General features: G+C 42.7%; 21 protein-coding genes and 1 pseudogene. 13 read left to right on the top strand and 9 right to left on the bottom strand.

Going from position 1 to position 19,117, the window contains the following annotated elements:
* Nucleotide 1 precedes the first annotated feature (1 nt).
* The 4 genes from rbsC (at nt 2) to ACQXR1_RS01585 (ending at nt 2,970) form a co-directional block, all read left to right on the top strand.
* The gene (gene rbsC, locus ACQXR1_RS01600) at nt 2-970 is read left to right on the top strand and encodes a ribose ABC transporter permease RbsC (protein ID WP_014665615.1); all 969 of its coding nucleotides are present in this window, start codon (nt 2-4) and stop codon (nt 968-970) included.
* A gap of 12 nt (nt 971-982) precedes the next feature.
* Nucleotides 983-1,900, top strand: coding sequence for a ribose ABC transporter substrate-binding protein RbsB (gene rbsB, locus ACQXR1_RS01595; protein ID WP_430771604.1), 918 nt, complete (start codon nt 983-985; stop codon nt 1,898-1,900).
* An 81-nt stretch (nt 1,901-1,981) separates the two neighbouring features.
* Nucleotides 1,982-2,518, top strand: a complete 537-nt coding sequence (locus tag ACQXR1_RS01590) for an SH3 domain-containing protein (protein ID WP_151257592.1) — start codon at nt 1,982-1,984, stop codon at nt 2,516-2,518.
* 155 nt (nt 2,519-2,673) lie between these two features.
* A complete protein-coding gene (locus tag ACQXR1_RS01585) occupies nt 2,674-2,970 on the top strand; it encodes a DUF3892 domain-containing protein (protein WP_014665619.1) in 297 nt (98 codons plus the stop codon).
* Between the two features lie 39 nt (nt 2,971-3,009).
* Here the strand turns inward: ACQXR1_RS01585 and ACQXR1_RS01580 are convergent, their stop codons facing one another.
* From ACQXR1_RS01580 to alsS, 3 genes are all read right to left on the bottom strand, one after another.
* Nucleotides 3,010-3,537 carry an NAD(P)H-dependent oxidoreductase gene (locus tag ACQXR1_RS01580; protein ID WP_069838579.1) on the bottom strand — a complete coding sequence of 176 codons (528 nt, stop codon included), beginning with the start codon at nt 3,535-3,537 and terminating at the stop codon, nt 3,010-3,012.
* Between the two features lie 99 nt (nt 3,538-3,636).
* Nucleotides 3,637-4,404 carry an acetolactate decarboxylase gene (gene budA / locus ACQXR1_RS01575; protein WP_014665621.1) on the bottom strand — a complete coding sequence of 256 codons (768 nt, stop codon included), beginning with the start codon at nt 4,402-4,404 and terminating at the stop codon, nt 3,637-3,639.
* Between the two features lie 61 nt (nt 4,405-4,465).
* Nucleotides 4,466-6,178: an acetolactate synthase AlsS gene (gene alsS / locus ACQXR1_RS01570; RefSeq protein ID WP_069838578.1), complete on the bottom strand. Its 1,713-nt coding sequence runs from the start codon at nt 6,176-6,178 to the stop codon at nt 4,466-4,468.
* A 156-nt stretch (nt 6,179-6,334) separates the two neighbouring features.
* On the opposite strand from alsS, the gene alsR reads away from it, so the two are divergent.
* Together alsR and ACQXR1_RS01560 are read left to right on the top strand one after the other, a co-directional pair.
* Nucleotides 6,335-7,243, top strand: a complete 909-nt coding sequence (alsR, locus tag ACQXR1_RS01565; protein ID WP_306289417.1) for an acetoin biosynthesis transcriptional regulator AlsR — start codon at nt 6,335-6,337, stop codon at nt 7,241-7,243.
* Nucleotides 7,244-7,453: 210 nt separating this feature from the next.
* A complete protein-coding gene (locus ACQXR1_RS01560; RefSeq protein WP_103749284.1) occupies nt 7,454-8,782 on the top strand; it encodes an arsenic transporter in 1,329 nt (442 codons plus the stop codon).
* A 56-nt stretch (nt 8,783-8,838) separates the two neighbouring features.
* On the opposite strand, the gene ACQXR1_RS01555 is transcribed toward ACQXR1_RS01560, so the two are convergent.
* The 3 genes from ACQXR1_RS01555 to cotH form a co-directional block, all read right to left on the bottom strand.
* On the bottom strand, nt 8,839-9,516 hold the full coding sequence (locus ACQXR1_RS01555) for a DUF2642 domain-containing protein (RefSeq protein WP_071581654.1): 678 nt from the start codon (nt 9,514-9,516) through the stop codon (nt 8,839-8,841).
* Between the two features lie 58 nt (nt 9,517-9,574).
* Nucleotides 9,575-10,711 carry a spore coat protein CotH gene (locus tag ACQXR1_RS01550; protein WP_103031128.1) on the bottom strand — a complete coding sequence of 379 codons (1,137 nt, stop codon included), beginning with the start codon at nt 10,709-10,711 and terminating at the stop codon, nt 9,575-9,577.
* Between the two features lie 127 nt (nt 10,712-10,838).
* The gene (gene cotH / locus ACQXR1_RS01545; RefSeq protein ID WP_069150451.1) at nt 10,839-11,927 is read right to left on the bottom strand and encodes a spore coat protein CotH; all 1,089 of its coding nucleotides are present in this window, start codon (nt 11,925-11,927) and stop codon (nt 10,839-10,841) included.
* A 141-nt stretch (nt 11,928-12,068) separates the two neighbouring features.
* Here cotH and cotG point away from each other — a divergent pair, with 141 nt between their 5' ends.
* The 3 genes from cotG to ACQXR1_RS01530 all read left to right on the top strand — a co-directional run bounded on the left by cotG (nt 12,069) and on the right by ACQXR1_RS01530 (nt 13,903).
* Nucleotides 12,069-12,611: a spore coat protein CotG gene (gene cotG / locus ACQXR1_RS01540; RefSeq protein ID WP_430771602.1), complete on the top strand. Its 543-nt coding sequence runs from the start codon at nt 12,069-12,071 to the stop codon at nt 12,609-12,611.
* 173 nt (nt 12,612-12,784) lie between these two features.
* Nucleotides 12,785-13,402, top strand: coding sequence for a flavin reductase family protein (locus tag ACQXR1_RS01535; RefSeq protein WP_326274633.1), 618 nt, complete (start codon nt 12,785-12,787; stop codon nt 13,400-13,402).
* A gap of 156 nt (nt 13,403-13,558) precedes the next feature.
* Complete coding sequence (locus tag ACQXR1_RS01530; protein WP_326274632.1) at nt 13,559-13,903, top strand: DUF4181 domain-containing protein; 345 nt, start codon at nt 13,559-13,561, stop codon at nt 13,901-13,903.
* A gap of 2 nt (nt 13,904-13,905) precedes the next feature.
* Here ACQXR1_RS01530 and ggt read toward each other — a convergent pair whose 3' ends face one another.
* Nucleotides 13,906-15,483 (bottom strand): gamma-glutamyltransferase, encoded by a 1,578-nt coding sequence (gene ggt / locus ACQXR1_RS01525; RefSeq protein ID WP_326274631.1) that lies wholly within the window; start codon nt 15,481-15,483, stop codon nt 13,906-13,908.
* A 213-nt stretch (nt 15,484-15,696) separates the two neighbouring features.
* Here ggt and chrS point away from each other — a divergent pair, with 213 nt between their 5' ends.
* From chrS to chrA, 3 genes are read left to right on the top strand one after another with little or no spacing between them, the layout of a single operon-like run.
* On the top strand, nt 15,697-16,173 hold the full coding sequence (chrS, locus tag ACQXR1_RS01520; protein WP_326274630.1) for a chromate efflux transcriptional regulator ChrS: 477 nt from the start codon (nt 15,697-15,699) through the stop codon (nt 16,171-16,173).
* A 14-nt stretch (nt 16,174-16,187) separates the two neighbouring features.
* Nucleotides 16,188-16,775, top strand: a complete 588-nt coding sequence (chrB, locus tag ACQXR1_RS01515) for a chromate efflux transporter subunit ChrB (RefSeq protein WP_040081602.1) — start codon at nt 16,188-16,190, stop codon at nt 16,773-16,775.
* Nucleotides 16,772-17,308, top strand: a complete 537-nt coding sequence (gene chrA, locus ACQXR1_RS01510; protein ID WP_147772623.1) for a chromate resistance efflux protein ChrA — start codon at nt 16,772-16,774, stop codon at nt 17,306-17,308. The genes chrB and chrA overlap by 4 nt, the downstream gene beginning before the upstream one ends.
* A gap of 26 nt (nt 17,309-17,334) precedes the next feature.
* On the opposite strand, the gene ACQXR1_RS01505 is transcribed toward chrA, so the two are convergent.
* Nucleotides 17,335-17,556, bottom strand: coding sequence for a hypothetical protein (locus tag ACQXR1_RS01505; protein ID WP_014665635.1), 222 nt, complete (start codon nt 17,554-17,556; stop codon nt 17,335-17,337).
* Nucleotides 17,553-18,098 (bottom strand): annotated as a pseudogene (locus tag ACQXR1_RS01500) (flavodoxin family protein). Before ACQXR1_RS01500 ends, ACQXR1_RS01505 begins: the two are co-directional and overlap by 4 nt.
* Before the next feature lie 122 nt (nt 18,099-18,220).
* On the opposite strand from ACQXR1_RS01500, the gene ACQXR1_RS01495 reads away from it, so the two are divergent.
* Complete coding sequence (locus ACQXR1_RS01495) at nt 18,221-19,102, top strand: LysR family transcriptional regulator (RefSeq protein WP_326274628.1); 882 nt, start codon at nt 18,221-18,223, stop codon at nt 19,100-19,102.
* Nucleotides 19,103-19,117 lie beyond the last annotated feature (15 nt).

Genomic DNA, 19,117 nt, shown 5'->3' with positions numbered 1-19,117 from the left:
TATGAAAACGGAACAACTGCAAACAGAACACAAACGGATTCACTTCGACGGAGTCATGCAAAAACTCGGCCCGTTTCTTGGTTTATTTATTCTCGTAATCATTGTATCTATTTTAAATCCCAGCTTTCTTGAACCGCTGAATATTTTAAACCTGCTTCGCCAGGTCGCCATTAACGGATTAATCGCGTTCGGCATGACGTTTGTGATTTTGACAGGCGGCATTGACCTTTCTGTCGGCGCTATTCTTGCTCTGTCCAGCGCTTTAGTTGCGGGAATGATTGTATCCGGTGTTGATCCGGTTCTCGCGATCATCCTTGGCTGTATCATTGGTGCCATGCTCGGCATGATCAACGGATTATTGATCACAAAAGGAAAAATGGCGCCCTTTATCGCCACACTTGCGACTATGACTGTGTTTCGCGGACTGACGCTTGTGTATACTGACGGAAATCCAATTACCGGACTTGGCACAAACTACGCTTTTCAGATGTTCGGACGCGGTTACTTTTTAGGCATTCCTGTACCGGCCATTACGATGGTTCTTGCCTTTGTCATCCTTTGGGTGCTTCTTCATAAAACACCATTCGGACGCCGAACGTACGCAATCGGCGGCAACGAGAAAGCCGCTCTCATTTCAGGCATCAAAGTGACGCGCGTGAAAGTGATGATCTATTCTTTAGCCGGGCTTTTATCCGCTCTTGCAGGTGCCATATTGACTTCCCGCCTGCATTCGGCCCAGCCGACTGCGGGGGAATCGTACGAACTTGATGCTATCGCGGCAGTCGTCTTAGGCGGAACAAGTCTTTCTGGCGGCCGAGGACGCATTGTCGGCACGTTAATCGGGGTGCTGATCATCGGCACACTTAATAACGGGCTTAATCTGCTTGGCGTCTCATCATTTTATCAGCTGGTTGTCAAAGGGATTGTTATCTTAATTGCGGTATTATTAGACCGCAAGAAGTCAGCTTAGGAGGGTTTTCACATGAAAAAGGCTGTATCCGTCATTTTAACGTTATCATTATTTTTGTTAACCGCCTGTTCGCTTGAGCCTCCCCAATGGGCAAAGCCGTCAAACTCGGGGAACAAAAAGGAATTCACCATTGGCTTGTCCGTCTCAACGCTTAATAATCCTTTTTTTGTCTCATTAAAAAAGGGTATCGAAAAAGAAGCTAAAAAACGGGGAATGAAAGTCATCATTGTTGATGCACAAAATGATTCATCGAAACAGACGAGTGACGTGGAAGATTTAATTCAGCAAGGTGTTGATGCATTATTAATCAACCCGACTGATTCTTCGGCGATCTCAACGGCAGTAGAATCTGCAAACGCAGTCGGTGTGCCCGTCGTAACAATCGATCGATCTGCCGAACAAGGAAAAGTTGAAACCCTCGTTGCTTCCGATAATGTAAAAGGCGGTGAAATGGCCGCGGCGTTTATTGCCGACAAACTTGGAAAAGGAGCAAAGGTGGCAGAGCTTGAAGGCGTCCCCGGCGCATCTGCCACACGGGAACGCGGCTCAGGATTCCATCACATCGCAGACAAAAAGCTCAATGTCGTCACAAAACAATCAGCTGACTTTGACCGCACCAAAGGCCTGACAGTCATGGAAAATCTGCTGCAGGGCCATCCTGATATCCAAGCTGTTTTTGCTCACAACGATGAAATGGCGCTCGGTGCTCTCGAGGCAATTAACAGTTCGGGGAAAGACATATTGGTGATCGGTTTTGACGGCAATAAAGATGCGCTCGCTTCCATTAAAGACGGAAAGCTATCAGCCACCGTAGCTCAGCAGCCTGAATTAATCGGTAAATTGGCTACAGAAGCAGCAGATGATATTTTGCACGGAAAAAAAGTGCAAAAAACAATATCCGCGCCTCTCAAACTAGAAACACAAAAATAATTGTCTGATGTTTAGGAACCTGTGATAACGTGAATAGGGATATAGAGTGAATTATTTCTCTTACGTGAGGAGAGGAACGACATGAACAAACCAATAAAATTATTTTCAACTTTAGCACTTGCGGCTGGAATGACTGCGGCGGCTGCAGGCGGCGCTGACACGATCCATGCCCAACAGCCAGAAACAACTGTAAGCATTGACGATTTATACAGTTATCCGATTGATTCTTATTTGGTGTCAGCAGAGGCTCTAAATGTCAGAACGAAGGCTTCCGCATCAAGCCAGAAAGCCGATACACTGCACTTAGGCGATAGCTTAAAGCTGATTTCCTTCTCAAATGCTGACTGGGCAAAGGTTCATTATAAAAACGGAAAAACAGGCTTTGTCTCCACTCATTACATTGTAAAAGCAGCAACAACAGTAAAAACCAAAACAAAAACGAAAGTATACACATCCGCTGACGGAAAGAGCATCAAGACTCTCCCAGCAAACACAAGCGTTTCTTTTTTAGGCTGGAGTAAAACGAATAAAGGCGGTTTTGATTTTGATTGGGTATTCGTTGATTACGGCGGTGCGACAGGTTATATGAAAACACAGGATTTACGCATGACAAAATAACTGAGAGGGATTCCGTATTTGTGCGGAATCCCTTTTATTATGAATGGATTTGTCACATTCCCAAGATATTTCTCAGGAAATATTGTCGTATGCTGTGTCAAAACCTTACATGATCATCGACATTTTTGTTCACGCTAAAAAGCGGAGGTGTAAATATGGATCAATTTGAAGCAGCATACGAATCGTATAAAGCCCGGCAAACAACTGCCGATCAGGAAAATGTTCCATCTGGAAAAGAAGAAATTATTGCGGTTAGAAGAAATGAGGAAGACAATATTATCGCAGTGAAAACCAATACAGGAAGAGAGCTCGATTACCCTACTGCGCTGTCAGAAGCAAAAGCAGGAAAGCTCGCTCATGTTGATGTCTTTCATAAATACGGGCGTGACATTTTGCGAAGTGAACCGGACGGCACGAAGGAAAATAACCTGTCTGAACTGCCGGATTTTTAATCACAAACAGCCCTGCCGTATGTCGGGCAGGGCTTTCTTTTAAACAAAAGGCTGCTGGATGTATTCGGCTAATCGTTTTGCACTGAGAGAAATATCCTCTGCAGTTGCATAATTCACGCCATAGAACACATATGGAGGCAGATACTTCATACCGATCAGATTACTCGTGGCCTGAAATGGTTTCAATAGCTCACTGATCGAGTAATGATTTGCTCCGCCCGCTTGATATTTTTCCGCTTCGCTCCCTGTTGATACAGCCAGCATCAGCTCCTTGCCATGCAAGGCATTTCCTTCTGAACCAAAAGCCCAGCCGTAAGTCAGCACAAGATCCTGCCATTTTTTCAAGAGCGGCGGAGAGCTGTACCAATATAGCGGGAATTGAAAGACAATCCGATCGTATTGCTCGCACAACTGCTGTTCCTTCGCAACATCTATCGCTTCGTCCGGGTATTCCTTATAAAGATCCCGTACTGTGATATTGTCATGTTTGCTCAATTCTTCAGCCCACGCCTTATTAACAACTGAGGTCTCCATATGAGGATGAACTGCCAAAACCAATATTTTCATCAGACCACACCCTTACTGTTTTGATGTTATTTTATCTAAAATCAGGAAAAGAGCCAAATAAAAAGAAAGCCCTGCAAAAAGGGGCTTTCTTTTTTTCTTTTATTCAGGGCTTCCTTCAGTTGTTTCGATATCTTTCGCAAAATCAGGGTTATCCAGATTCGCATTAAAGAAATCCGCTGTGTTCGGAAGTCTGAGATTCATGTTCATTTTTTGAGAAATCGTAACCGTGCAATCCTCTAGCACATAGTCAAAAACGTGTCCGCCTGAATTGCGTCCTTCGTCAATGAAGTGCAGGTGATAGCCAGAAACGGCGATTCCGTTTGCATAAGCTGGCGTCAAGAAACCTACGATCGTTCCTCGCACGTTGTCAAAGTTGAAGATCGGCTGTGTTTTGACCGCTTCAACCATTGGCACGTAAGGTTTTTCTTGCAATTCTACCGTCCTTGTCTGCACCTTTTTAAACAATCCGTCAATGCGGATAGCGTAAAATAAGTTTTTGCTTGGCAGAATGCTGTTGATCTCTTTTTCAAATTCTTCACGTGTCATTTTCGCATCAATTTTGTGCGTCATGTCCGGTGTAAAGAACGTAAATGAACAGAACGGTGAACGGTCCCCTTTTTGGACCGGTGTCGCGGTTCCGTCTGAGCGGAGACGGTAAAATTCGCCGTCAAACCCAATCAGCTCTCCGTCAAGCTTGTTAAAGGTTCCGATACCGAAGTCCCCATATTTCGGAATCTCTGACAGTTCAAAATCCCCGTCATATACTCCGTCTAAAAGAGAAGTCATTGTTGATACTTGATAAATCTGGCTCACAGGCTGATCTTTTTGGCCGCGGTGGAGCACTTGAATGTTGCTTTCGCGTTTCATATTTCCCTTCACTCCTTTTAATTAGTGCTGTTCATAAAACAGTGTCGTGATGCGCAGAGTGCTAGAGAGCTTTCGTTTTCATGAGTTCCCCGAATTCTTTCGGAAGCTTGTCACTTGCTAAATTAATGTTATCACTATAGTCAACCGGGACATCAATGATAACAGGACCTTCAGCGTTCATGCCTTGACGCAGAACATCTGCCAGCTGGTCTGGTGATTCTACGCGCAAGCCAGTTGCCCCGAAGCTTTCCGCATATTTCACGATATCGATATTTCCGAAATCGACCGCAGATGTACGGTTATATTTTTTCAATTGCTGGAATGCAACCATGTCATATGTGCTGTCGTTCCATACAATGTGTACAATTGGTGCTTTTAGTCGAACTGCTGTCTCTAACTCCATTGCTGAGAATAAGAAACCGCCGTCACCAGAGACAGAAACCACTTTTTCTCCCGGTTTCACCAATGAAGCGCCGATTGCCCAAGGAAGCGCAACGCCGAGTGTCTGCATACCATTACTGATCATTAATGTTAACGGCTCGTAGCTGCGGAAATAACGTGACATCCAAATCGCGTGTGAACCGATGTCACAGGTCACTGTAACATGATCATCGACTGCATTACGCAATTCTTTAACGATTTCAAGAGGATGCACTCTGTCTGATTTCCAATCTGCAGGCACCTGCTCACCCTCATGCATATATTGTTTTAAATCAGAAAGGATTTTCTGCTCACGTTCTGCAAAGTCCACTTTTACAGCATCGTGTTCGATATGATTGATCGTGGACGGAATGTCACCAATCAATTCAAGTTCCGGCTGGTAAGCATGGTCAATGTCAGCAATAATCTCGTCTAAATGGATAATTGTCCGGTCTCCATTGACATTCCAGAATTTCGGATCATATTCAATTGGGTCATAGCCGATAGTCAGAACGACATCCGCCTGCTCAAGCAGCAAATCGCCAGGCTGGTTGCGGAATAAACCGATCCGGCCGAAGTACTGATCCTCTAAATCTCTTGAAAGGGTACCGGCAGCCTGATATGTTTCAACAAATGGAAGCTGAACCTTTTTCAAAAGCTTGCGAACCGCTTTAATCGCTTCCGGTCTGCCGCCTTTCATGCCGACTAAAACGACAGGAAGTTTTGCTGTTTGGATTTTTGCGATGGCCGCACTGATTGCATCATCTGCTGCAGGACCGAGTTTTGGCGCTGCAACAGCACGCACGTTTTTCGTATTTGTGACTTCATTCACAACATCTTGCGGAAAGCTCACAAAAGCGGCCCCAGCCTGCCCTGCTGACGCTATCCTAAATGCATTTGTAACAGCTTCCGGTATATTTTTTACATCTTGAACCTCTACACTGTATTTTGTAATCGGCTGAAATAGCGCCGCATTATCTAAAGATTGATGTGTCCGTTTTAAACGATCTGAACGGATCACGTTTCCAGCAAGCGCAACGACAGGGTCTCCTTCAGTGTTCGCTGTCAGCAAACCTGTTGCCAAGTTAGATGCTCCCGGCCCTGATGTGACTAACACGACTCCCGGTTTTCCAGTTAAACGGCCGACTGCTTGCGCCATAAATGCTGCATTTTGTTCGTGCCGGGCAACGATAATTTCAGGTCCTCTATCTTGTAAAGCATCGAATACCGCATCAATTTTTGCACCCGGAATGCCAAATACATGTGTGACACCTTGCTCCACTAAGCAATCAACAACAAGCTCCGCCCCTCTGTTTTTCACAAGGGATTTTTGTTCTTTTGTTGCTTTTGTCAACACCCTCACTCCTTATTATGCATTTTAACGTAAAATTTTAAATGACTTGTGATACGTTTCACTATACACTCTTTGGAAATTGACCTCCAATATCGATTCGCCTTATGATTAATATGTAATACGAATTATTAACCTATGGAAAGGAATGCATATTTAATGGAGCTTCGCCATCTTCAATACTTTATCGCGGTAGCCGAAGAGCTTCATTTCGGAAAGGCTGCCCGACGGCTGAACATGACGCAGCCTCCTCTCAGCCAGCAGATCAAACAGTTGGAGGAAGAAGTCGGGGTGACGCTTCTGAAAAGGACAAAACGATTTGTCGAGCTTACCGCAGCAGGAGAAATCTTTTTAAATCATTGCCGCATGGCATTGATGCAAATCGGACAAGGAATTGAATTGGCACGGCGGACGGCCCGAGGCGAGCACGGCCATCTCGTAATCGGTTTTGTCGGATCAGCTACATATGAATTTCTGCCGCCGATTGTCCGGGAATATCGCAAAAAATTCCCATCTGTAAAAATAGAGTTACGTGAAATATCCTCGTCTAGGCAGCAGGAGGAGCTACTAAAGGGCAACATTGATATTGGTATACTTCATCCTCCCTTACAGCATACAGCTTTGCATATCGAAACCGCCCAAAGCAGCCCTTGTGTTTTAGCTTTGCCTAAGCAACACCCATTGGCTTCTAAGGAATCAATTACGATTGAGGATTTAAGAGATGAACCAATTATTACTGTAGCTAAAGAAGCATGGCCTACTCTATATATGGATTTTATTCAGTTCTGTGAGCAAGCGGGCTTCAAACCCAACATCGTCCAGGAAGCTACAGAATATCAAATGGTGATTGGTTTAGTCAGTGCTGGAATTGGTATTACATTTGTTCCTTCCTCAGCCAAAAAATTATTTAATCTGGATGTTACTTATCGAAATATGGACCAAATACAGCTTAATGCAGAATGGGTTATCGCTTACCGCAAAGACAATCATAATCCGCTTTTAAAGCACTTTATTCATATTTCAAATTGTCAACAGACAAGAACTAAAGAGAGTGATGCAGGTACATGAACGATACTTGCAATCTCTTTTTTCTTTTGGGATTCTTATGGAATTTTTATTAATTTAATATAATCGCTTAGTACAACTTCATATCAGTATACGTATACATACAGTACAAATAGTTGGCAAGGACATTAGTAAGCGCATGACAATCGTCTGATTTTAATAATGAAAGATAGAGAGGTGAAGTAAATTATTGAGTTCACCAGCATATTAACATTGCTCGCTTTTTTTGCAACACTGATTTTTATTTATTGGAGGCCAAAAGGACTAAATGAAGCTATCCCCGCAACATTAGGCGCTTTAATGGTTTTATTGTGCGGAAGTGTGTCATTGGCAGACTTAGGGGAAATCGGAACAAAAGTCACGGGTGCATCGGTTACAATCCTTGCCACTATGATTATGGCCATTGCACTGGAAAGCTTTGGTTTCTTTTATTGGGTGGCTGCAAAACTGCTCCAACAATCCAGGGGTTCTGGCATCAAGCTTTTTTGGCTAACCAATTTGCTCTGCTTTCTCATGACCATTTTCCTAAATAATGATGGGAGCGTTTTGATTACAACCCCAATCCTTTTGCTTGTACTAAAATATTTAGGTTTAAAAAAACATCAAAAAACCCCATATTTATTAAGCGGTGTTTTAATAGCCACAGCCTCTAGCGCACCGATTGGCGTAAGTAATATTGTGAATTTAATTTCTCTCAAAATCATTGGAATGGATCTTTATCTTCATACCGCCATGATGTTTGTCCCTAGTATGATGGGACTCATTTTTATGACTTGTCTACTGTTTATGTTCTTTTATAAACGTCTTCCCAAAAGCCTGCCAGATATACCGGGACATTTTCAGTCTCTGCAGCATAGAAGGTACCATCCCCTTCATTCGCCATCAGCTCCTTTACGAGAACGAAATCAAACAAAAATCATGCTGTTTGTGCTTGCATTTGTTTTTCTCGTCAGAATGAGTCTATTTGCAGCATCATATACCGGTATTTCTGTTCCTCTTGTCGCTGTCATCGGATCTGTTATTCTTTTGGGCTGGAGATGGATTTATTTCAAAACCTCCCCGAAAGACTTGTTATACAAATCTCCTTGGCACATTTTTATATTCGCTTTTACTATGTATGTCTTAATTTATGGCCTGCATAATATCGGATTCACTGAGTTGCTTGTGAGCTATTTTGAACCAGTGGTTTCTGGAAGCCTCGCCCATGCAACTTTCGCATCGGGTATCTCTACTTCAGTCTTTTCTAATCTATTTAACAACCATCCAGCTTTAATGATCAGTACTTTTACCTTAACTGAAATGCCACTGAATCCTTCAACAACAAAAATCATCTACTTGGCAAATATTATCGGCAGTGATATCGGTTCATTATTATTGCCTATAGGAACCTTAGCAACGCTTATTTGGATGCATATACTAAAACAGCATGATGAAAGTATTTCATGGGGCGAATATATCAAAACGACCATTATCATCATTCCGCTGACTGTTCTTTTTACGTTGGCATGTTTATATGTTTGGATCAGTTGGTTATTTCTTTAGCACAGGATGAAACAAAAAACTGCCTTCTGTTTTTCGAGAGGGCAGTTTTGCATACACTAGGGAAGATGCATTGTCTTTAGATGATTCAACTTCCAAATGACCGGCTCTCCACTTGCGTTAATCAGCTCAATTATATTATTGGAAACATCTTTTAATAGTCCGACTTTTTCTGGCACCTCTCCCATATCGAATATGACCAATTCACCAATATATTTTTTGATCTGCTCCTCAAAATTACGGACAAGAGGAACATTGGAAGGCACGACAGGCAATTGTGAGTTATCAAGAGTATACGGTGTTTGTTCAGTTGAATAAGGGGTAAACCACTTTAAATGATGCATAGATATAAAAAGGATTTTAAATACGGGTGAGAAAAATACAATATAATCGTTTAAAACGTTTGTAACATACCCATGTATCGAACGACCCCCAGTTACATAAACTTCAATAAACTGGCCTTTGACCTTGTTTAATGTATTTCTATATGAAAAAGCTTGAGTTTCTGCCTCCGTCATAGAATCTTCCGGATTGATCAAAATTGATTTCTCAGTGCTGGTCATTATTTTCGCCTTGTTCATTTGATGAAGATGCAGCAATGGAATATAAAGATAATTGCAGCCATCAAAAATAACAAAAATATCCTGTCCGATATCTATGAGGGTGCCAACAAACCTTGTATCTCCTGAAATGACAACCTCAACATCTGTGTCAAGTAATTGATTCAAACCTTTCACTATTCTCCTCCTTTAACTGAAAAAGGGCATCACTCAATCTGATGCTCCCCGTTATCAATTAAAATTTGCGTTTCCAGTGATAGTCTATCGTTCTGACAATCGTTTCATAGCTATAATCTTCTTTTTGTCTTCCTGAACTTTTGAAGGAACTTGAATAATCTGATGATCTTGGTGATCGTTTAGATGATTTTGATGAACTTCTTGAACCTGATGAGCTGTAAGACTTTGATGATTGATAATCTGAAGATTTTGATGATCGTTTAGATGATTTTGATGAACTTTTTGAACGTGACGAACGATAAGATTTTGATGATTGATCATCCGAAGATTTTAGTGATCGTTTAGATGATTTTGATGAACTTTTTGAACGTGACGAACGACCAGATTTGGATGATTGATAATCTGAAGATTTTAGTGATCGTTTAGATGATTTTGATGAAATGAACGAACTGCTGTCTTTATCATGATTGTCTTCTTGGTTTTGCTCATTCTTTTGATCCTCTTTTTTGTGCGACCCTTTTGGACCTAAGCTGATGCTTTTTATGTGAAAAGGATAGATGCGGAGCACCTCTTGATTTTTCACTAAAGTATAATGGCCGTCAGCATTATCTACAAGGATACCCTCAATTGCTTCCGGACCTCCACGATTAATGGAAACCCATTTATGAGTTAGGCTCTTAAAAACCTCGCTTAATTCATCAGCTTCCAGGACACCCGCTGGCGTCTGTTCTTCTGTTTTCAAATCGGGCTCATGTTTACTTATGCTTTTGATGTGATGGATAGCAAAATACACTACCCCATCCTCATTTGTGTGTAACGCAGCGTAATCATCACCCAGCCAGACTAATCTTCCTTTTTTAGATTCCGGACCCCCTTGATTAAATTGAACTGATTGGTTCATTAATTGTCCGATTAAGCTATGAAAATCATCAGCGTCGGGCATTTCCTCAGTCTCAATTGTTGTGGTGCTATTATTGGTATCCTCAGTAATGCTTTTCACATGATCCAACTGATAATAAATTATTTTCTTTTCAGCTTGTAAAGCAATATAATCTGATTTTACAGCTGCTAATTTTCCTTTTTTAGATTCCGGACCTCCACGATATACAGTAACAATTTTATCTTTCATTGAGTGCAAAAAGTTATAATAAGATATTTCATTATTTGAATGATATTTCATTCTCCTCTTGCTCATTCAAATTCCTCCTAGTCACTTATACATAGATGATAAACATACTGCATATATACGTGTCACATTTATTTGTTGAACTAATTCAATAGCCTAATTGTCGCTTTTTCAGCGAATACCCATTTTCACACATTTATAAAATACTTAAATGATTATTGAGGTATTGTGAACGGTTTATAATATACTCGCAGATCACATCCGGCTCACGATCAAAACGCTCAATATCATTCTTTTTATACGGGTCCATCAGAACAAACGGCCTAATCCGTTCATACATCGCCATGATTTTCGGTTTCATATATTCTATTGTAAAAAGAGATTGGAGCGTTTTTTCTAACAGGCGCTTGTAAGACCTGCGAAAATCGGGTTCATCCAATATCCGGGCGGTTAGTGTATTAAACCCTTGAATCCTTACATAATCGGCAGCCATCCGCTCTCCATGGATATCCCTGCCCCAGGTCGCGTCATAATCCCAAGGAATCACCTCAAATAATCCGGTTTCCCCGCTTCTGTATAATGCGTAGTTGTGGACAAACCCATCATAGTTTGAGGTGAATACAATACCGGCAAGCCATCGCAAATACTTATCGACATCCACATGCTTTGTCACTTCTGATTTAAACTGAGCTTTAGGGACCGTATTAATTTTAAAAATCATATCCTGTAAATAAAAATCATCCTCCTCAGTCCCTGTCTTCTTTTCATATCCAAGCTCCAGCGAGGTCTTCGTTTCTCTTTCCAAATCGCTCATCAGAGAAAAGTTAGCATCATCATCCACCGCGTAAAAAATCGCACCGTCCGCCAGCTTCCTTTTTGCTAAGTAATATTCATCAACGGATTCTAGTTCAAGATAAACCCCTTCATTCTTCCCATTCAGCTTTACAAACACAAACTCTGCCTTTGGAGACAGCGTCCCTAGCTCTGAGAAAAAATCCAGAGACAATTTGTTTCTCATCAAAGAAGGATCTTTATACTCCGCATTTAAGTGAATCTCTCGTGCGCCGCGGAATAACTTAGGCTGATAAAAGGAAATATGGTATGACTTCTTTTTGAAGTCTCTGATATGTGATCCCCGATACGCAATATCAATATCCAGCCTTTTTTGGTTTACCTTCATCACAGCCGGCACCGGATCATCGTCCCATATATCCTTTTTTAATTCACGCAAATCTTTTGGATGAACAAACAGCTGATAAAGCGGTAAATTGGATTGATTCTTCATCCATAATCCCCCTTACAAATTTTAGGCGTTTATTTTTATGCGATCTCAGCGGAACACTTATACACTTTTTAAAACCGCGCGTACTATGAGGGTAGTAAGGAGCTTCATCCTTAACATATTTTTAAAAAGGAGGATTTCAAATTGGGCCACTATTCCCATTCTGACATCAAAGAAGCGGTGAAATCCGCTAAAAAAGAAGGTTTAAAGGATTATTTATACCAAGAGCCTCATGGAAAAAAACGCAGTCATAAAAAGTCGCACAAAAAATCTCGCAGCCATAAAAAATCATACTGCTCTCACAAGAAATCTCGCAGCCACAAAAAATCATACTGCTCTCACAAAAAATCTCGCAGCCGCAAAAAATATTACTGTTCTCACAAAAAGTCTCGCAGCTACAAAAAATCTTACCGTTCTCACAAAAAATCTCGCAGCCACAAAAAATCTTACCGTTCTCACAGAAAATCTCGCAGCCACAAAAAATCTCGCAGCTATAAAAAATCTCGCAGCTATAAAAAATCTTGCCGTTCCTACAAAAAATCCCGAAGCTATAAGAAGTCATGCCGCACACACAAAAAATCTTACCGTTCCCATAAGAAACACTGCAAAAAGCACGATGATTATGACAGCAAAAAAGAATACTGGAAAGACGGCAATTGCTGGGTAGTCAAAAAGAAATACAAATAATTTAAGTTTCCATTGTTTCAATAGGCTGCCGGCTGAGGTACGGAAGCCTATTTTTTCATTTCCCCTGTATTAGATATATGTCATGACATAACATATGCAACCCGCATCATATGGTTTCCTCGAAACCATTTCGTTATAATCAAGATATCCTAACGATAAAGGCGGTTGTTGCCATGTACATATTTCAAGCTGACCAGCTTAGTGCCAAAGACACATACAAGCTATTGTCAGGTACCGTTATTCCCCGCCCCATTGCATTTGTGACAACACTTTCTTCAGGAGGAGCGGTAAATGCCGCGCCTTTCAGCTTTTATAACGTCGTCAGCTCAGATCCTCCGCTCCTCAGTATTTCTGTGAACAGGGCGGGAGGACGCCAAAAAGATACAGCGCGAAACGCAGTGGAAAACGGAGAATTTGTCGTTCATGTCAGTGATGAAGCCATCATTGAAGATATCAATAAAACGGCTGCAAACTTAGGGCCGGATGAAAGCGAGCTTACGCGCACCTCGCTTCACCCTGTTGAAAGCAACGCTGTTTCGGTTCCCGGCATTCAGGAAGCCCGAGTTCGCTTTGAGTGCACATTAGAGCGGCATATTACCTTTGACAATGATCAAGGAGTCACTACAGCAGATCTGCTCATCGGAAGAGTTGTCTGCTTCCACCTAGACGAAAAGGTGTATGATGCAGAAAAGGGATATATTTTGACAGATGAATTAAAGCCAGCCTCACGATTGGCGGGAAACCATTATGCCAAGCTCGGGGAAGAATTCACACTGATTCGTCCCAGCTGAACAGAAGGACTATTTAAATAGAAGGAACTAGTCAAAAAGACCTTGTGATTACATAATGTTACCTATAAAAAAGAACACCCGGGGAAAGTTTCGGGTGTTCTTTTATGAAACGTTTTTCCTTTTTCTTCGTATAAAAGATAAAGAGGGGGGATTAGAATGGAAGGCACTCATTTTTTGATTGTGATACTGGTCATGTTATTTACCAATATTGCTTTTTATACCTATGCCCGAAAAAAACTTGGAATCCCTAAACCACCTCGGTGGTATAAACCTGTAAATAGCACACAAGGATTGCTGGACATCATCTTGCTCATTTTATTAGGTTTTTCTTTGTTTCACTTTCCTCCCGGGAAGATGCTTATTTTATTTCTACTCTTGTCGAATTGTTTGCGTACATTTATGGAATGGAAATATAGGCAGGAAGAAAAACAATATATACACTATTTATTTGGTGCCGCCCTACTTCTAGTTATTCTTATTTATATTTGTATTTTCTTCTAATCTCAAACCCCCACAGCCGCTCCGTCTCCCCGGGGATCAGCTCCGCCTTGGAGAAACCCTTCTTCATCAACTTTGATAGCTGCCGCATGTCCCATCAGCGGATCATAGTCACTGACAACCTCCACGAGATGTCCGCTGTCTTTCAGTTTTTGGATTGTTTTCTCTGTGAATCTGCCCTCGACTCTGAGGCCTTCGTATTCCTCTCCCCACGTTCTGCCCCATACCCAGCGCGGTTCGCTGATTGCCTGCTGTGGATCCATTCCGTAATCCAGCATTCGGGTAATGATGGCCGTCTGGGTCTGCGGCTGGCCTTCGCCGCCTTGTGTGCCGTACAGGATTTTCGGCTTTCCGCCTTTACAGACCATAGCCGGCATAAGCGTATGGAAGGTGCGCTTTTTCGGTTCAAGTGTGTTGACATGATGTTCATCCAATGAGAAAAATGACCCGCGATTTTGCAGCAAAATGCCTGTATCACCGGCAGTGACTGCAGAGCCAAATTCAAAGTACAAGCTTTGAATGAATGACACTGCGTTGCCATCCGCATCGATTACGGCCGCATATGCCGTATCACTTCCCACCGGCCTGCTTTCAGCCGGTACTGCGAGATGGCCGATTTCTTCTGCCAATCGTTTTGCATAACGTTTGTCCAATAGCCTTTCAAGCGGGATGTCTGCAAACGCCGGATCAGTCAGGACGGCATTCCGATCTAGAAAACTCTTTTTCAATGCCTCCACAAGCACATGATAATACGTAAAAGATCCATGTTCGATTTTGGTGAAATCATAGTTTTCCAAAATGTTCAGTGTTAATAAACCGGTAAATCCCTGAGAATTCGGCGGCGCCTGATACACACTGTATCCTCGATAATCACTTGATACAGGCTCCGTCCACTCGCCCCGGTGCGCTTTAAAATCATCGAGTGTCATGTAACTGCCGTTATTTTGTAAATACGAGACAATCCGCTGAGCGATATCTCCTTCATAAAATGCGCTTCTTCCTTTTTTGGCAATCATGTTCAAGCTCTCTGCAAGCTCTTTTTGCACAAACCGCTCTCCCGGAATAGGTGCTTTGCCTCTTCTTGTAAAAATGTCAGCTGTGTAAGGCGTGGAGACGAGCAGTTCAAGATTCGTTTCTGTGTGACGGCACTGATCGGCTGATACAGGAAACCCATTTTGGGCATAATCGTGTGCTGGCTCCAACACGTCCTCAAGAGACATGCGACCATACTCCTTCAGTACCGCATCCCAGCTATCAACCATCCCGGGCACAGTAATGGCACTGTCAATTCCCCGCAGCGGAATCACGCTTTTTCCCTTATATACATCTCTCGTTACGTTTTTTCCTGAACGTCCGGTGCCATTGTAGACTTTTACTGATTTTGTTTTCTGATGAAAGGTCAGCCAAAAGGCATCCCCGCCAAGTCCGGTCATATGCGGATACACAACCGCCAGGCAAGCACTCACCGCAACGGCGGCGTCAAATGCGTTACCTCCCTTGTCCAGTATGCGGTTTCCGGCATGAGAAGCAAGATAATGCGGACTAACGACCATTTGCTTTGTACCGATGACAGATTTGTTCATCACAAGTCCCCTTTTTAAGAGATTTTCTTCAGTATAGGGAGCCTGATTTTTCACATCTACTGATCCGGCAGAAAAACTGACGAACTTTCTTCCTTTCGCAAACAATAAGATATTTATCCATTCATTTCGAAAACAAATAAAATTTTTTTCGTTCGAAACGTAACTTTTTATGATAAAATGATGGCTAAAAGGCTACGAAAGCAGGTGGAGCAATTGAGTCATGAATATCAAATCCCCAACCTTGTACTTGATGAGACTGATAAACAAATTCTCACGATTTTGCATGAAGAAGGAAGAATTTCTTATACGGATCTTGGCAAAAGAGTCGATTTGTCCCGGGTCGCCGTCCAGGCTCGTATCAACCAATTAATTGAAGCCGGCATTATTGAAAAATTCACCGCGGTCATCAATCCCTCTAAAATCGGCATCCATGTATCCGTGTTTTTCAATGTCGAGGTAGAACCGCAGTTTTTAGAAGAGGTCGCTCTTAAGCTTGAGGAAGAGCCTGCGGTCACCAGCCTTTATCACATGACAGGTCCGAGCAAGCTGCATATGCATGGGATCTTTGCCAACGATCAAGAAATGGAAGAGTTTTTAACAAAACGGCTGTATCCATTGCGAGGCGTCGTCAGTGTTGATTGCCAGATGCTGATCAAACGATACAAAAGCCGTATGGGAATGAAGCTGTAAAGGAGAGAAACAAAATGAAAAACCATCCTTATCGGGATATGACGGCCGCGATGGTGCGCACCGGCATATTAGGATTCGGCGGCGGACCTTCCGTGATTCCGCTGATCCGCCATGAAGCGGTCAATAAATATAAATGGATTGACGATGATGAATTCGGAGAAATATTAGCAATCGCTAATGCGCTTCCCGGGCCGATTGCCACAAAAATGGCTGCGTATCTGGGCTTTAAGCTTAAAGGCACATTAGGTGCCATTGTGGCGACACTCACCCACATTCTGCCTACATGTCTTGCGATGGTGGGCTTGTTTGCGGCAGTAAATGTGTTAAGCCATTCAGCAGTTGTTGCCGGCATGATAGGCGCCGTCACGCCGGTGATTGCAGTAATGCTCGGAATTATGGCGTACGAGTTTGGCCAAAAAGCGCTTAAAGGTTTCGGCTGGGTCACCGGAATCCTGTTTTTTATCATCGCTTTTATCGGCCTGCAAACGTTTCAGATCAATCCCGGCCTTGTCATTATCATTTTCTTAGCGTACGGGGCATTTCATTTTAAACTGAAAGACAAAGTCACAAATAAACATGATAAAGGAATGTCGGCCTCATGATATCGATCTATTTATTTATGGCGTTTTTTATCGCAAACCTACTGGGATATGGCGGCGGACCTGCATCTATCCCGCTAATGTTTGAAGAAGTCGTAAACAGATACAGCTGGCTTTCAAACGATCAATTCTCAAATATGCTCGCACTTGCGAACGCATTGCCGGGCCCCATCGCCACCAAAATCGCCGCGTATGTCGGCTACAGCGCAGGCGGTTGGCCCGGCTTCCTGATTGCCCTGATCGCAACCATCGTACCGTCGGCGCTCGCATTGATCGTCCTGCTGCGCATCATCCAGCGCTTCCGTCAATCCCCTGTTATCAAAGGCATGACACTGTCCGTTCAGCCTGTCATTGCGGTCATGATGCTCATTCTTACCTGGCAAATCGGCGCAGACGGCATCAAAGCGATCGGATGGATCCAATCTATTGTAATTGCGGGGATCTCCCTCCTTGCCATGACAAAATTCAAAATGCATCCGGCATTTTTGATTATTGCGGCGTTTTTATATGGAGGCCTTGTAATTCCTCATTTGTAGAAAAAAGCACCCTGAAAGGTGCTTTTTTATTTTGGACCAGAAATGCCGTTCGATATGACAGCTGTTTCTTCTCCTGCGTCACTCTTGATGATGTGCTTGACTTGCAGCGTGGTTCCTGCCATTCTCACAGATTTCTTCAACTGGGGTGAATCGGTTTCAACATGTATCCAAACAGGAGGCTGGACCTTCCAAAATAAAAAGAATGCAAGAATCAGCATGCCAGCAATGACCGACAGCAAAAACTTCATATCGCATCGCTTCTTTTCAGTAAGCTGCTCGCAACGGACAGCGCCTGATGATCACGAAGAATATCGCCTGGACGATTGCCTTCTCCCAGCACATAACCTTTAAAGGGCATTCCCATAAAATGAAAAATATGTTCAAATTGCTGAATCAGCGGCAGCCCTTTTATTTTTGGGTTGTCTCAGCCCACTGCTGTTACATATGCCTGTTTCGCTGACATTTGCTGTTTAAAATCAGGAAATCTCGGATCTCTCAACGTCTGTGACCAGTGATCAATAAACAGCTTTAATGTCCCTGACATGCCAAACCAATAAATTGGGGTGGCGAATACAAGAATATCGCACGGCAATATCCGCTCAATGATAGAATCGTAGTCATCTTGAACAGGTCGAAAGCCGTCTTGGTCGTGGCGCAGATCTTCAATTGGCTGGATTCGATATTTCCGCAAATGAATGTGCTCTGCATCAAATCCTTGAACAGCCTTCTCCGCAAGAATATCCGTATTTCCGCCAGACCGAGTTCCGCCGTTAATAACCGCAATTTTCATGATGCATCTGCTCCTTTGTTTACGAATGATTTTCTTCATTTTATAATGGATTCATCAATCAATACAGATGATTATTTCGATTAATCCAATCGCTAAAACCGATTTAGAAAGGAAGAGAACAAGTGGAATTGAAGCAGCTGATCACCTTTATTACGGCGGCAGAACATGTAAACTTCACCCTAACCGCCAAAATGCTTAATTATGCACAATCAAGCGTTACTTCTCAGATCAAATCACTTGAAGAAGAAATCGGGACGCCTTTATTTGAACGGCTCGGCAAGCGGCTTATCTTGACAGAAGCAGGAAAAACGTTCAAATCTTATGCACAGAAGATTATTGCGTTAACAGAAGAAGCGAAAATGGCCGCAAATCAAGTAAAAGAAACAACCGGAACCCTAAAAATCGGGGCGACGGAAAGCCAGTGCACATACCGCCTGCCGCCTATCATAAAAGAATTTAAACAGGCATTTCCCCAAGTAAAGCTCATATTCAAACCATATATCTCCAATGAACAAGCGAAAGAACAGCTCTTACAGGGCCAGCTTGATATCACCTTCATCTTGGATGTAAACCGGACGGAAGACGTACTGCACGTTGAATCTTTGATTCAGGATGAGATCAAAATGGTGGCTGCTAATGACCATCCTTTTCCTGCGGATTTACCAGTAACATTGAAGGATCTTCAAAACGAAACTCTTCTGCTGACAGAGGACGGCTGTTCGTACCGCACGCTCTTTGAGAACAATTTGCATGACTCCGGTGTCTATCCTAACAAATTGGAATTCGTCAGCATAGAAGCCATCAAACAATGCGTAATGGCCGGACTTGGGATTGGAATCTTGCCTGAAATGACAGTAAAAGATGATATTGCAGCAGGCCGAATGAAAGAACTCAATTGGCAGAGCGATTGCCCCGTTTTCACTCAATTAGCATGGCATAAGGACAAGTGGATGTCTGCGCCATTAAAGGCTTTTATCGATTTGACGCGGAAAACATTCAAATAAAATCTTTCCACAAGG

It is taken from the genome of Bacillus sp. ATD (assembly GCF_050585765.1).
Taxonomy (GTDB): domain Bacteria; phylum Bacillota; class Bacilli; order Bacillales; family Bacillaceae; genus Bacillus; species Bacillus stercoris.
This window is presented reverse-complemented; position numbering and strand designations above follow the sequence as displayed.

Excerpts from the sequence above, each read along its gene's own strand:
- ACQXR1_RS01550 (WP_103031128.1), bottom strand. The coding sequence starts at position 10,711 with ATGAGCAAGAGGAGAATGAAATATCATTCAAATAATGAAATATCTTAT.
- ggt (WP_326274631.1), bottom strand. The coding sequence starts at position 15,483 with ATGAACAAATCTGTCATCGGTACAAAGCAAATGGTCGTTAGTCCGCAT.
- cotH (WP_069150451.1), bottom strand. The coding sequence starts at position 11,927 with ATGAAGAATCAATCCAATTTACCGCTTTATCAGCTGTTTGTTCATCCA.
- ACQXR1_RS01530 (WP_326274632.1), top strand. The coding sequence starts at position 13,559 with ATGGAAGGCACTCATTTTTTGATTGTGATACTGGTCATGTTATTTACC.
- ACQXR1_RS01505 (WP_014665635.1), bottom strand. The coding sequence starts at position 17,556 with ATGAAGTTTTTGCTGTCGGTCATTGCTGGCATGCTGATTCTTGCATTC.
- rbsB (WP_430771604.1), top strand. The coding sequence starts at position 983 with ATGAAAAAGGCTGTATCCGTCATTTTAACGTTATCATTATTTTTGTTA.
- rbsC (WP_014665615.1), top strand. The coding sequence starts at position 2 with ATGAAAACGGAACAACTGCAAACAGAACACAAACGGATTCACTTCGAC.
- ACQXR1_RS01585 (WP_014665619.1), top strand. The coding sequence starts at position 2,674 with ATGGATCAATTTGAAGCAGCATACGAATCGTATAAAGCCCGGCAAACA.
- budA (WP_014665621.1), bottom strand. The coding sequence starts at position 4,404 with ATGAAACGCGAAAGCAACATTCAAGTGCTCCACCGCGGCCAAAAAGAT.
- chrA (WP_147772623.1), top strand. The coding sequence starts at position 16,772 with ATGATATCGATCTATTTATTTATGGCGTTTTTTATCGCAAACCTACTG.
- ACQXR1_RS01590 (WP_151257592.1), top strand. The coding sequence starts at position 1,982 with ATGAACAAACCAATAAAATTATTTTCAACTTTAGCACTTGCGGCTGGA.
- chrB (WP_040081602.1), top strand. The coding sequence starts at position 16,188 with ATGAAAAACCATCCTTATCGGGATATGACGGCCGCGATGGTGCGCACC.
- ACQXR1_RS01535 (WP_326274633.1), top strand. The coding sequence starts at position 12,785 with ATGTACATATTTCAAGCTGACCAGCTTAGTGCCAAAGACACATACAAG.
- ACQXR1_RS01580 (WP_069838579.1), bottom strand. The coding sequence starts at position 3,537 with ATGAAAATATTGGTTTTGGCAGTTCATCCTCATATGGAGACCTCAGTT.
- alsR (WP_306289417.1), top strand. The coding sequence starts at position 6,335 with ATGGAGCTTCGCCATCTTCAATACTTTATCGCGGTAGCCGAAGAGCTT.